The sequence below is a fragment of the Rhodococcus oxybenzonivorans genome, from assembly GCF_003130705.1.
Classification (GTDB): Bacteria; Actinomycetota; Actinomycetes; order Mycobacteriales; family Mycobacteriaceae; genus Rhodococcus_F; species Rhodococcus_F oxybenzonivorans.
Map to the genome: position 1 here is coordinate 1,829,787 of NZ_CP021354.1, position 12,004 is coordinate 1,841,790.

The window sequence follows — 12,004 nt, forward strand, 5'->3', positions numbered from 1 at the left end:
CGGTATCCAGGAGGTCCGATGTCGGAGAGCGGCCAGTCCCCATACGGCGAGATCCCGCCGATGATCGACACCGACGAGGAGCGTAGGGCTCGGATTTCTTTCGAGGTTCGGCGTTGGTGTGAGCGAGCCACTATTTCGGGAACGCACCCGCCGTTGTCCGATCAGGCTGCCGTGCTGATCGCTGCCGGACACCTCGACGCGGCCACCCGGCAGGTGCTCGCGATCCGCCGTCGCACCGGCAGGACGATCCCATCGATCGGCGGGTTCGGTCACCTGCGTCTTCTGACGGACGAGTACCATCAGGTGGTCCATCGTTGCGACACCCTGCGCCCCGGGCCGGCGCAGCTGCTCTTCAAGTACCGCGCCACCGAACTCGCCAGGAAATTGCAGGCATATCGGTCGGCAGTGGTGATGTCGACAGCGCATTACGGTAGTGGTGTGCGGGCCATGCGCCGGGATCGGCGGGAGGGCGTGCATCTCGACCTCGAGCAGCGTGACGCGCTCTTTCGGGCTCTGCAGCGGACGCCGACACCGTTGACGGGAAGCGCCTTCGAGCGGGCTGCGAAAATTGCGCGCGGTACCGCTGCGGAGCGGATCGGCCATGCGTCGCAGAACACTGTAATGGCGGCGGCCGGAAGAAGGGTGGCCGACGCTCTCGGCCGCGGCGTCGACCTCGACGAAGACACCTTCGCCGACGGTTACGACACGCTCCTCTACCTCGCCGGAATGCTGTACGACAGGATCGACGGGTCCCCGGTGTGGCGCTCCGAGCACTTCGCTGTCCAGCGGCACCAACTCGACCTCGCCGACGAGCTGACGCAAATCGCTGTCGACACCGTGGCGTTGCGCGGCATTCGCCTCGAGCTCGACGACGCACTGCGCGTCACCCACTCCGATAATGGTCGCCGGCAGATTCAACTTCGGCAGACTGCACTGACGCCGGTGTGGGACCAGCTGGTGGACCGCGTTGCGGCGCTGGCGCGGATCGGTGATCTGCTCTCCAGGGCCGAAGTGCAATTGCGCTCCGTGCTGGCCGTCAACCGGGCCATGAGCCTGGACAGTCGAATCGACGACCTCATCGCCCGCTCAGGAGACCGGGAACTATCGGCCGTGAACACCCATCATGTGGGGGATCAGTTCGACGGAGTGGAGGAGCTGATGCTCACCTACCAGTCGGCGCTGTACGGCGACATCGCCGAACTGACGGCGTGGTCGGGGAGTCCGGAGCGCAAATAGAGCCGCTGCATCGAGCCGGCGCGCACCCGTGTAACCAACCTAGGGCCGAGGCGCGATCATATGGCGATGTCGCCTCGCCGGTGTTCGATGGCGGCTTGCCGCTCGGATTCGGACATTCCTCCCCACACTCCGAAGGGCTCCTCGACAGCCAGCGCATGCTCTCGGCACTGGACGATCACCGGGCAACGGTTGCACAGCTGCTTGGCTCGCAGCTCGCGCTGCTTCCGGATGCGCCCGCGCTGTCCGTCCGGGTGGAAGAACAGCGACGAGTCGACGCCACGGCACAAGCCATGCACCTGCCACTCCCACACGTCCGACAGTGGCTTGGGAAGGTCCGTATATGAAGGCATGTGAACTCCTCGATCGTGACGTGACGTAGGTGGCGGCGTTCTCGCCACCCGACGCTCACCCAGCCCGCACTGCTGGAGCGCGGTGAACATGTGAGGAAACCTGTACCCAGAAACGGGATGTGTCACGCACGCGTCAGAAAACTTTCACTGAGCGGCGTCGGCCATTGTCATTCGCCCGATGAACGAGGAGTCCCCTTCGGAGGCTCGGAATGTTCAACTTCCGATCAACCGGGTAATCGGCTGCCCACGACGCCGGGGAACACACGCCGCGGCAGTTAATGAAGGAAGAGCCACATGGGCGAGGGGCAACCGATCGATCCAGCCAGCATGCTGGCCACCCACTTCCCGCGCGACCTCACCGACACGGTGATGAGCGGCGAGTCGGCCACCGTCGTACTCGACATCGCTGGTCACGGTCACTGGACCGTGTCGATCGACAGCGGTGTCGCAGAACTCCGCAGTGCGGACGGACCTCGCAAGCCCACGTGCACCATCCGGACCGACGCAGACACGCTCGCCGACGTCCTGATCGGCCGGCGTAGCGGGGTCGACGCGTTTCTGGACGGCGACCTCGTCACGCGCGGCAGCCTCGCGACCGTGCTTCAAATCGGCGGGGCGTTCGCGCCGGACGTCGAGTTGTCGACGCGGCCGCAGTCGCGGGAAGTCGACGCAGGCGGCGTGCGCACGGCCTACCTGGAGGCGGGCCGAGCCGACGCGCCGCCTGTCGTTCTCCTCCACGGCCTCGGTGCCACCAACGCATCCATGCTCCCGGTGCTGGCCGACCTGGCCGAGGACCACCGCGTCATCGCGCCCGACACCCCCGGGTTCGGTGCGTCGGAAGCACCGTGCTGGACCTACACCGCCCATCAGCTTTACTCCTGGCTTCGCGCTTTCCTCGATGCGGTCGACGCCCGCGGCGCCGTCGTCGTCGGCAACTCTCTCGGTGGCCGGCTCGCACTCGAGTTGGCCATGCACGATCCGGAGGCGGTCGCCAAGCTGGTCCTGCTCTGTCCGTCACCGGCGTTCCGCCGATTCCGGCAGTTGGTACCACTCGTCAAGTTGCTGCCTGTGGATGTGGCGCGCCTACCCGCGGCCCCCGTGCCGCGCCCTGTTGTGATGGCGGGCGTGAAGGCGATGTTCGCCGACCCGAGCCGAGTGCCACAGAGCTGGTTCGACGCTGCCGTCGACGAATTCGAGATTGCCATGAGCTCCGGTGCTCACCGTCGCGCTGCGCTGTCGGCCTTGTTCAACATCTACACCGAGGAAGCGTTCGGCGATACCGGGTTCTGGGGACGACTCCCCAACCTTCGGACACCCGCGTTGTTCCTGTGGGGAAGCGAGGACCGGCTCGTTCCGGCCAGCTTCGCTCGCCACGTCAGCGAGGCGATGCCTACCGCGGAATCGGTGGTGATTCCTAATTGCGGGCACGTTCCTCAGCTGGAGCTGCCCGCTCTGACGATGCAACTGGTCCGCGAATTCCTGAGCTCGGGGCGCACTCCGAACGCGCAGGCGTCGACCGAGTATGACTTGGCTCTGGGCTGAGCTCGGGCACTCTCCCGCATCAATACCAGCGGCCAGGTGTATCGCGCATCCGCTGACCGATCGTGCGGTCGGCATGGCCACCGGCAATATCGGCAAGCATGCGGGAGCGCGTGACGACCCGCACGTCCCACCACGGCGGGCGACATGCTTGGCCACGCGGTTGTGCCACATGGGTTTCGCCGTCACTAACGGGTGATCTTGTCGGTCGAGCCGGCGAAGCGCCGGACGTTCCTGCAGTTTCCTGACAGTAAACAACGCTGCTAGGATGCGGGACGTGACGACTCGACCGGAGACCGGGGTTCACCGCGACACGGGTGATCCCGCGCCCGTCGAGCGTGAGGTGCCGTCCGATACGCCGACGGGCCCTGATCTCGAGAAGGTGATCGGCAAGCAGGTGCGCGCGCTCCGCAAGGCCAGTGGGCTTTCCGTGGGGGACATGGCGGCAAAAGTCGGGATCTCGAAGGCGATGTTGTCGAAGATCGAAAACTCGCAGACCTCGTGCAGTCTGTCGACGTTGGCGCGGCTGGCGGCGGGACTGGACGTACCCGTGACCTCACTCTTCCGGGGTGCGGACGCTGCCCGCGACGCCGTGTACGTGGAGGCGGGCCACGGTGCGGTCATCGTCGGGCGAGGGACCCGGGTGGGGCATCACTACGAACTTCTCGGCGCACTGCGCGGGCAGCACAAGCGACTCGAGCCGGTGCTGGTCACACTCACCGACGCCAGCGAGACGTTTCCGCTGTTCCAGCACGCCGGCACCGAACTGCTCTACATGCTCGAGGGTGTCATGGTTTATGGGCATGGTGAGGCCGAGTACACGCTGCGGCCGGGGGATTCGCTGCTCCTCGACGGTGAAGGTTTGCACGGTCCCAACGATCTCGTGCGGTTGCCGATCCGATTTCTCGCGGTCACCGCATATCCCGACCACCACGAGGACTGACACGGTCATCGGACTTTCTACCTTCCTCCGCCTCCGCGCCGGGCGTAGAGTGGCGGTTGGTTCGAAAGGTCGTGGTCACGGTGTTAGCGACAGTTCAGATAGCGTCCGACGACGGGTCCGCGCTGCCCTTCGATCGTCTGGAGCCGGTTTACCTGGCCACCGCGGGCGCGATCGGTGTCTACTACTTCGACTACGGCACCGATGCGCGGATGAGCTCGGACGAGCTCGGCGACTTCTACCTCATTCAGATCCCGCTGTCGGGTACGGCCCGAATTACCTCTGGCGCTGAGGAGTTCGATTCGACGATGTCGGTCGCGTCGATTCTGCAGCCGGGGCGCCCCGCGACCATGCAGTGGCATGAAGGGCAAACTCAGCTGATCATCCGGCTGGCGCGCGAAGGTCTCGAGGAGCACTTGGAGGAAATCCTGGGAAGCCCTCTCGCTGAACCCCTGATATTCGAACCGCAGATGGAACTCGGAAGCCCCGCAATCCGCGGCTGGCGTGAGGCGGTCGAACTTCTGGAGCACGAGGTGGCGAATCATGATCCGATGACTGCAGATTCGGCCGCCATGGAGGAATTCGACACGATCTTGCTGAGTCAGTTCCTGTCCGCTCAGCCGAACAACTACAGCGCGAGGCTGCGGAGTCTGGCTCAGAGTCTGACCTAGCTGATCACACGGTGGCCCTGCCTCGCGGAGTGCTGCGGGGTAGGGCCACCGGCTGTGTCGCGACCGGGATCAGGCCTTCGCGGGGTCCGCCGCCCTGGTCGTGATTGCTTCCGCACCGAGTACCGCGTCGGTGCCGTGTTTCGAGGCGCCGGTCAGGCCGACGGCATCGAGTACGTAGGCCGTCTCGCCGTGCACGGACACGTCGAGGCCGTCGTATTCGCTGTCCTGGTCGGCGCGGATGCCCATGAACTTCTTCAGTGCCGCGGCGATCACCAGCGTGACGATGAAGCAGTAGCCGACAACGGCTGCCACGGCAACACATTGGCGCCACAGCACGTCGACACCGCCGCCGTAGAAGAGTCCCGCGGCGCCGCTGGGTGCGGCCGGATCTGCGAGGAATCCGATCAAAACAGTGCCGAGGATGCCGCCGACGAGGTGCACGCCGACGACGTCGAGCGCATCGTCGTAGCCGAGCCGGTACTTCCAGGACACCGCGAAGCAGCAGACTGCGCCGGCAGCGCCTCCGACGACCAGAGCGCCGAGCGGTGACACGGCGCCACAGGCGGGTGTGATGGCGACCAGTGCTGCGATCAGACCCGACGCGGCGCCCAGCGACGTGGCGTGGCCTTCACGCAGTTTCTCGACGGCCAGCCAGGCGCAGATGCCCGCGCACGCCGCGGCGACGGTGTTGAGAATGACGACGGACGCGCTGTTTCCGGCGGAGAGCGCCGAGCCGCCGTTGAATCCGAACCAGCCGAAGAACAGGATGCCGGCGCCGAGCATGGTCAGGGGAAGGCTGTGCGGGCGGGGCGAGACGGGGAACGTCTTGCGGGCCCCGAGGACCAGGACGACGGCGAGAGCAGCCACGCCGGCGTTGATGTGCACGGCGGTGCCGCCGGCGAAGTCGATCGCGCCGAGGGTGTTGGCGATCCATCCGCCGATCACCGATCCGTCGGCGGAGTCGAACGCGAACACCCAGTGGGCGACGGGGAAGTAGACGAACGTTGTCCACAGTCCGGCGAACAGCATCCAGGCGCCGAATCTCATCCGGTCGGCCAGCGCACCCGAGATGAGTGCCACGGTGATGCCGGCGAACAACAGCTGGAAGCCTGAGATCAACGCGGGCGGCAGTCCGGGTTCGGCCGGCGCCTCCAGCAGCGCGCTGGAGCCGAAGAACTCGAGAGGGTCGCCGAGGAGGCCGAGACCGCCGAGGGAGTTGCCCAGCACGGCGGAGTAGCCGAACACGATCCACAGCACGCCGACGACGGCGAATGCGCCGAACGTCATCATGGCCATGTTGAGCGTATTGCGCACGCTGACCATTCCGCCGTAGAACATGGCCAGGCCCGGCACCATGAGGCTCACTGCCGTGAAGGCCGCCAGAATCCAGGCAGTGTCTGCCGCAGCGACTGCTGCTTCGTTCATAGTCGTCCACCTTGATCGAGGAGGGCGTGACACCGATGTGTCCGCCTTTGGGAATCAATGTCTATCAACAGTGAACCAAAGTGAAGATTGCCGATGTGGTGCGCCGCGTGACGACCATGTAACTGATTCACTTTGGCTATGCGCGAATTCGCGCGAAAGGGGGCGTGGACGAGTGGCAAATTGGACGCACGATCTATTAACGATTGTATCGTGACAGTAGACGCTCGTGGCGAGAGATCGTGATCGCAGTGCGGGAGGCCCGCATCATCCGGCGAGCGGATTACCGGACCACTCAATGGGCCAACGGCGCGGGCACCACCCCGGAGATCGCCGCCGGTGCCGTGTCTCGGTGGCGGTTCAGCGTCGCGACGCTCGAGGCGAATTCGACGTTCTCATCGTTTCCCGGGGTGGATCGGATCTTCACGGTGATCGGCGACCATCCCGCGTCACTCGACCTCGGCGACGGCCCCACCCTGATTCCGCGCCTCAGTCCGACGGCCTTCGCCGGCGAGTGCAGCCCCGACTGCGTGACGGAGGGGCCGACCGGGGCGTTCAACGTCATGGTCGACAGGTCCACCACGGCCGCGTCCGTGGGCATCGTCGACATCGGAGCGGCGCAGGCCGTGACCGCCGACGGGCGCCTGGCCGCCCTCGTGCTGGTCCTCGTTGGGCGGCTGACGACGGACCTCGGTTCCGTCGGCCCGGGCGCCTGCCTCCTCGTCGAGCAAGGGTCGGTGCGGCTGTCCGGGCAGGCGTCTGTCGCGGTGGCGGAGATCCTCGACCGCACGTGAGTGGCAAGGCATGCGGGGGCACACCTTTCGACTCATCTGAGAAATCACCGTGCGGTAGAAAGTATTCGGCGTAGCCGCTCGATCGCGCGTTCGGTTGCGGGGCGGTCCTTCGCGATCAGCTGGTGCATGATGAATCCCTCGATCGCCGAGTACACCAGCAGGGTCAGGTCTTCGTCGGCGGTGATGCCCAGGCGGGTCAGCGCCTGCGACGTCGCCTCGATGTACTTGGCGTACAGGAGTTTACGTGTGGGTCGAGGCGTGGGCTTCGCCGGGACTCGAGCATCAGTTCGTACTGGAAGACCCCGAGGTCGGGGTCGCGGGCGACGAGGTCGGTGAGGTGTTCGACGACGTGGTCGAGCGACGAGCCGGCGGCGATGTCGGCGAATACGCTCGCACTCTTGTCGAGCGCGTACCGGAGCGCGGCGTCGAGGAGGGCGTCCGTCGACCCGGCGCGCTGCGCAGGACGGCCTCGTCCGAGACGCCGGCCTCCCGGGCGACAGCCTGCGTCGTCAGCCCGCGCAGGCCGTCGCGGGCGATCACGGAGACCGTCGCGAGAACGAGGTCGAGATCCACCTGATCGCTGTGGGGCGTCGTCCGCCGCCGTCCGTCGGTGAGCGTCACAGTTCGACATTCCCGTGGGTCAGCAGCCATCTCATGCCGGGTTCCCGGGTGCGGCTGATGCCCTTGTACTCGGCCATGTCCACCGGAAGGTCCTCGAGCACCCGGTACAGTCGTTCGCCCCATTCCGGAACCGACGCGACGTCCCGGAACGGGAGCAGATACGTTCGGATCAGGAACATGACGGCACCGGAGTGAGCGAGCCGGATGAGATGCTGCACTTCGGTTCTCAGGAACAGGCGGTCCCCGACCTCGTCGAGCGGGCCGTCGGCGAGGGTGCGCCGGTCCTTGCCCCACTCGGGGTAGGTCTCGGTCGACGTGTCGAGTTTGCCGTCGACGGTCAGCGTCCAGTTGGTGCGCCGGTAGCTCTGGCCGGGTTCGAGCCGCATCAGGAAGTTGTGGGCGCGGGTGATGATGTTCTCGCTGTGAATACGTGGGACGGGGCCGTGGATCTCGAGGAAGCTCATGCCCACGTCGAATCCGAAGGACCAGTCCGCCGCGAACGTCACCAGACCTGCGTCACCCCACAGTTCGCCCTCACGCTGATCGAGCAGCACGACGTCCTCCTGGATCTGGCCGCAGATGTACACCAGCGGCTGCGCCGGCAACGTGTCGAGGTCGCCGAACACGAAAGTGTGTTCGATGCCGAGGAGGTCGTTCTTCCAGTACCACCCGACCCCGCGCCGTGCGAGTGTCATGGTGTCGGGGTATTCGTCGGCGAGGGTGCGCATCAGCGTGAGCATCGCGTCCCAGGCGGCGGGGACCATGTGGGGCAGGCATTGGTGCCGCGACGGATCCTCCGCCAGGATGCGCTCGCGTTCGGCGCGTTCCCGGTGGTAGTGGGCGTCGATGGCGATGCGGGTGTCACCCCAGCTGCCGGCCACGGTGTCGGTCGAGTGTCCGGCCGGCTCGACGTTGGTGCTGTAGCGGTACTGATCGCGCGGAAAGGGGAACGGAAAGCGCGCGATGCGGTCGGCACGCGAGTCGGTGGTTGTCACAGATCCAGCTCCAATCGGTCTCCTGCGGAACGTGATACGCACGGCATCATCGATTCTCCGGCGGCCTTCTCCTCGGCGGTGAGGAACAGGTCGCGGTGCTCGATCTCGCCGCCGCGAACCGACAGCCGGCATTCGCCGCACACCCCCTGGCGGCAGAGGTTCGGAACCTTGATTCCCCGGTCCAGCAACGCCTCGAGGAGGCTGGTTCCCGAGGGCACGGGGACGATCATTCCGCTGCGCCCGAGCTTGGCGGCGAAGGGTGCCCCGTCGGCCAGCGGGCCCGCCCCGAACGCCTCCGAGTGCACGCGCCCCGGTGGCCAGCCGCAGTCGCGGGCCCACGCGGCCACCGCCGCGATCATCGGCGCCGGCCCACACGTGTAGACGTGGGTGCCGAGTGGCTGGTCCGCCAGTGCGGGGATGAGGCGGTCGGCGAGTTCTCCGGGCGTCGAGACGGTGATCATCCGGTCGCCGCACAGCGCCGCCAATTCGTCGGCGTGCGCCCCACACTGCTCGCGGAAGGAGTAGATCACGTCGAACGAGCGACCCCACTCGAGGGCGGCCCGAACGTGCGACAGGATCGGCGTGACGCCGATTCCACCCGCGATCAGGAGGTGATGCCGAGCTGTGAGCACGGGAGCGAATGCGCTGCGCGGACGGCTCGCCCGGATCATCTGTCCCGGCTGGAGGTCGTGGATCCAGCGCGATCCACCGCGGCCGTTCTCGTCGAGCCGGACCGAGATCGCATAGTGGTCCGGCTCGATCGAGGGGCCGGTGAGCGAGTAGGAATTGTGTCGACCCTCGGCCCAATTGACGGTGATGTGGCTGCCGGGGGTGAACGACGGCAGGGGGCGGCCCGCCGGGTCCGCGAGCACGATGTGCCGGATGCCCGGGCACAGCAGCCGTGCCTCGCGCACCGTCAGAGTGAGCCCTCCGGTGATCTCGCCCGCAACTGTTTCGAGGGCCGTGGTCATGGCAGTTCCTCCGAGTCGGCTCGATATCCCAGGTAGGTGCTGTGGCGCCGGGAGTAGTGGTAGTAGACGGTGAGTTCGGCGGAACAACCCCCGCACGGTGTCCGGCCGCCGACGGCTACCGGCACGGAGGGCGACGTGGTGTGGCAGTGCGCGCAAAACACGTCGCGCACCGAGGCGTCAGGGTGGATGATCTCGGCGATCTCGGCGGGCACCGCGCCCGCGGCGATCAGCCGAGCGCGCACTGCCCCGACCATGTGTTCGGGGCCCGCGACGACGAACCGCCACCCGATGCGCGCCTCGGTCAGCAGTTCGTCGAGCCCGCCGAACCCGGATCCGACCCCGGCGTCGACGATCACGATGCAAGTGGGAATGGGTGTCACCCGCCCGGACAGTTCGCGGAGGACCTGCATGCTGACCGAGCGGTCCGCGATGAGTACGTAACGGGTGACAAGAGCGCCCGCCGCGAGGTCGTCGACGGCCGAGGAGTCGGATCGCCAGCGGGGGACGCTGGTCGATCTCATCGATACCGCCATCGCGGATCAGGGAGCGAAGGAGCGGTGGCCGACGAAGTAGGCCAGTGCGCGGTCGGGGGTGGTGAAGCGGATACGCGAGCCCTTCGGGAAAAAGATCGCGTCCTTCGCCTTCGCCACTTCGACCTGGCCGGTGTCGAGGTTCTCGAGGGTGAACTCCCCTTCGAGGACCACCTTCATCTCGTCGTAGGCGTAGTAGTAGTCGAGCGGGGCGTCGGTGCGCTCGAGTTCGAAGTAGCCGGCCGACATCTCTGATCCGTCCGGGTTGGAAAAGACATCGTCGATGTATCCCTTGGTGCCCGGGTAGTCCGAGACCGGCATCTGCGGCAGGTTCTCGTGGAATCCGGCGGTGACACGGAACGGGACGGCTGTGGGCTTGTCGGTCGTGGTCATGGGATCTCCCTGGAGGCGTGGGGACTGGGTTCGCGATCTCCTCGGTATGAAACGAGGGGTAGCAACAGGAAACCACAGGACATATTTCGCCGACGTAAATCAATCCGGCGGTGCTGAAAACATACAGATCAGCGCAGTGGTCCTATTTGAAACCGCATATGAGTGTCGGTATTTGGTGACGCATCAACAACGTTGCCGTAATGCGATCGACATAGTAGAACTGTTTCATAGTGAAGAACGTTGGTTCATGAGGTGAAACAACCCGCTACCCAAGCCGCAGCGCCCGAACATCCGGCCGAATGAAGGAAGCAACGTGACACAGACAGCAAAGTTCGTGATCGTCGGTGGGGGACTCGAGGGTCTCGCCATCGCCTGGTCGCTCGCGGACCGCGGCGAGACCGATGTGCTGGTCCTCGAGCGTGACACCCTGTGCTCGGGCATGACCGGCAAGTCCAGTGGCGTGGTCCGGTGCCACTACGGGACGCCGTCGCTGGCGGCGATGTCGTGGTACGGCGTCGACATCTTCACCAGGGCCACCGAGATCTTCGGCGACGACATGGCATTCCGCCAGTGCGGATACGTGGCCGGCGTCGGTGAGAACAACATCGACCCGCTGAAGGCGAACGTCGCGATGATGCAGGGCCTCGGTATCGACGTCGACTACATCGGCCACGACAAGATGGCCGAACTGTGGCCGGGGCTGCATCTCGACGACTTCGCCGCCTTCGCGTACGAGCCCCTCGGTGGCCGCGGTGAGGCGTACATGGCCGGCATGGCGTTCGGCGCGTCGGCCCGCAAGCTGGGCGTCACGATCCGCCAGAGCACGCCGGTGGCGTCGGTACTGCAGAACGCGGACGGCCGCGTCTACGGGGTGACGCTCGCGAACGGCGACGAAGTGCATGCGGAGCAGGTGATCCTCGCGACCGGTCCGTGGGCGCCGGAACTCGGTGCCGGTGTCGGCGTCGACATCCCGGTGAAAGCCCAACGGGCGCAGCTTGTCCTGATCGATCAGGGTGTTCCGACTCCGGAGGTGCCGGTGCTGTCGGACCTGGCCGGACTGCAATACATCTGCCGCGAGCCGAACGGCGAACTGCTGGTCGGCAACAGCGACCACGCTGCGCCCGAATACATCGACCCCGACAAGTACAGCAACCGCGCGGACGACAGCACCATCGAGAAGAACATCGGCAAGCTCGGGAACCGTCTGCCCGACATGCCCGATCCGCGGATCACCTCGAGCTACGTCGGCGCGTACGACGTCACTCCCGACTACAACCCGATCATCGGACCCGCACCGGTCGACGGACTGTTCCTGGCCACCGGGTTCTCCGGTCACGGTTTCAAGATCTCGCCGGCGGTCGGCCGCCTCGTCGCCGACATGCTCCTCGACGACGGCACGACCAGCCTCCCGAACGTGGAGCCGTCCGACTTCCGCTACTCACGCTTCGAGGAGGGTGACCTCCTGTTCAGCCTGCACCCCTACGAGGGCGCCGGCGAGATGCGCTGACCCACAGACCCCCTCACCCGTAGACCACCAGTTCA

General features: G+C 66.1%; 12 protein-coding genes and 1 pseudogene. 6 read left to right on the top strand and 7 right to left on the bottom strand.

Translation table 11 applies throughout. From position 1 onward, the window contains the following. The first annotated feature begins 18 nt into the window (after positions 1-18). Positions 19-1,236, top strand: a complete 1,218-nt coding sequence (locus CBI38_RS08810; RefSeq protein WP_230990113.1) for a hypothetical protein — start codon at positions 19-21, stop codon at positions 1,234-1,236. 56 nt (positions 1,237-1,292) lie between these two features. Here the strand turns inward: CBI38_RS08810 and CBI38_RS08815 are convergent, their stop codons facing one another. Then, complete coding sequence (locus CBI38_RS08815) at positions 1,293-1,586, bottom strand: WhiB family transcriptional regulator (RefSeq protein WP_109328148.1); 294 nt, start codon at positions 1,584-1,586, stop codon at positions 1,293-1,295. A 294-nt stretch (positions 1,587-1,880) separates the two neighbouring features. On the opposite strand from CBI38_RS08815, the gene CBI38_RS08820 reads away from it, so the two are divergent. From CBI38_RS08820 to CBI38_RS08835, 3 genes are all read left to right on the top strand, one after another. After that, positions 1,881-3,128 (top strand): alpha/beta fold hydrolase, encoded by a 1,248-nt coding sequence (locus CBI38_RS08820; RefSeq protein ID WP_109328149.1) that lies wholly within the window; start codon positions 1,881-1,883, stop codon positions 3,126-3,128. A gap of 274 nt (positions 3,129-3,402) precedes the next feature. Beyond that, positions 3,403-4,068, top strand: a complete 666-nt coding sequence (locus CBI38_RS08830; protein ID WP_109328151.1) for a helix-turn-helix domain-containing protein — start codon at positions 3,403-3,405, stop codon at positions 4,066-4,068. Between the two features lie 71 nt (positions 4,069-4,139). Beyond that, positions 4,140-4,736, top strand: a complete 597-nt coding sequence (locus tag CBI38_RS08835; protein WP_109328153.1) for a cupin domain-containing protein — start codon at positions 4,140-4,142, stop codon at positions 4,734-4,736. Positions 4,737-4,805: 69 nt separating this feature from the next. Here CBI38_RS08835 and CBI38_RS08840 read toward each other — a convergent pair whose 3' ends face one another. Continuing rightward, complete coding sequence (locus CBI38_RS08840) at positions 4,806-6,161, bottom strand: ammonium transporter (protein WP_109328155.1); 1,356 nt, start codon at positions 6,159-6,161, stop codon at positions 4,806-4,808. A 239-nt stretch (positions 6,162-6,400) separates the two neighbouring features. On the opposite strand from CBI38_RS08840, the gene CBI38_RS08845 reads away from it, so the two are divergent. Then, on the top strand, positions 6,401-6,952 hold the full coding sequence (locus tag CBI38_RS08845; protein ID WP_109328157.1) for a HutD/Ves family protein: 552 nt from the start codon (positions 6,401-6,403) through the stop codon (positions 6,950-6,952). Between the two features lie 44 nt (positions 6,953-6,996). Here the strand turns inward: CBI38_RS08845 and CBI38_RS40270 are convergent. The 5 genes and pseudogenes from CBI38_RS40270 to CBI38_RS08870 form a co-directional block, all read right to left on the bottom strand. Continuing rightward, positions 6,997-7,583, bottom strand: a pseudogene (locus CBI38_RS40270) (TetR/AcrR family transcriptional regulator). Beyond that, positions 7,570-8,568 carry a heme-dependent oxidative N-demethylase family protein gene (locus tag CBI38_RS08855; protein WP_109328159.1) on the bottom strand — a complete coding sequence of 333 codons (999 nt, stop codon included), beginning with the start codon at positions 8,566-8,568 and terminating at the stop codon, positions 7,570-7,572. The pseudogene CBI38_RS40270 and the gene CBI38_RS08855 overlap by 14 nt, the downstream one beginning before the upstream one ends. Further along, positions 8,565-9,539: a PDR/VanB family oxidoreductase gene (locus tag CBI38_RS08860; RefSeq protein WP_109328161.1), complete on the bottom strand. Its 975-nt coding sequence runs from the start codon at positions 9,537-9,539 to the stop codon at positions 8,565-8,567. Before CBI38_RS08860 ends, CBI38_RS08855 begins: the two co-directional genes overlap by 4 nt. Next, complete coding sequence (locus CBI38_RS08865; RefSeq protein WP_230990116.1) at positions 9,536-10,060, bottom strand: dimethylamine monooxygenase subunit DmmA family protein; 525 nt, start codon at positions 10,058-10,060, stop codon at positions 9,536-9,538. The genes CBI38_RS08860 and CBI38_RS08865 overlap by 4 nt, the downstream gene beginning before the upstream one ends. A gap of 18 nt (positions 10,061-10,078) precedes the next feature. Next, positions 10,079-10,462 carry a cupin domain-containing protein gene (locus CBI38_RS08870; RefSeq protein ID WP_109328165.1) on the bottom strand — a complete coding sequence of 128 codons (384 nt, stop codon included), beginning with the start codon at positions 10,460-10,462 and terminating at the stop codon, positions 10,079-10,081. 313 nt (positions 10,463-10,775) lie between these two features. On the opposite strand from CBI38_RS08870, the gene CBI38_RS08875 reads away from it, so the two are divergent. Next, on the top strand, positions 10,776-11,969 hold the full coding sequence (locus tag CBI38_RS08875) for an NAD(P)/FAD-dependent oxidoreductase (protein ID WP_109328167.1): 1,194 nt from the start codon (positions 10,776-10,778) through the stop codon (positions 11,967-11,969). The last annotated feature ends 35 nt before the right edge of the window (positions 11,970-12,004 follow it).

Bases quoted from the DNA above. Each gene is read 5' to 3' on its own strand.
- CBI38_RS08815 (WP_109328148.1), bottom strand. From the start codon at position 1,586: ATGCCTTCATATACGGACCTTCCCAAGCCACTGTCGGACGTGTGGGAG.
- CBI38_RS08840 (WP_109328155.1), bottom strand. From the start codon at position 6,161: ATGAACGAAGCAGCAGTCGCTGCGGCAGACACTGCCTGGATTCTGGCG.
- CBI38_RS08810 (WP_230990113.1), top strand. From the start codon at position 19: ATGTCGGAGAGCGGCCAGTCCCCATACGGCGAGATCCCGCCGATGATC.
- CBI38_RS08860 (WP_109328161.1), bottom strand. From the start codon at position 9,539: ATGACCACGGCCCTCGAAACAGTTGCGGGCGAGATCACCGGAGGGCTC.
- CBI38_RS08820 (WP_109328149.1), top strand. From the start codon at position 1,881: ATGGGCGAGGGGCAACCGATCGATCCAGCCAGCATGCTGGCCACCCAC.
- CBI38_RS08870 (WP_109328165.1), bottom strand. From the start codon at position 10,462: ATGACCACGACCGACAAGCCCACAGCCGTCCCGTTCCGTGTCACCGCC.
- CBI38_RS08865 (WP_230990116.1), bottom strand. From the start codon at position 10,060: ATGAGATCGACCAGCGTCCCCCGCTGGCGATCCGACTCCTCGGCCGTC.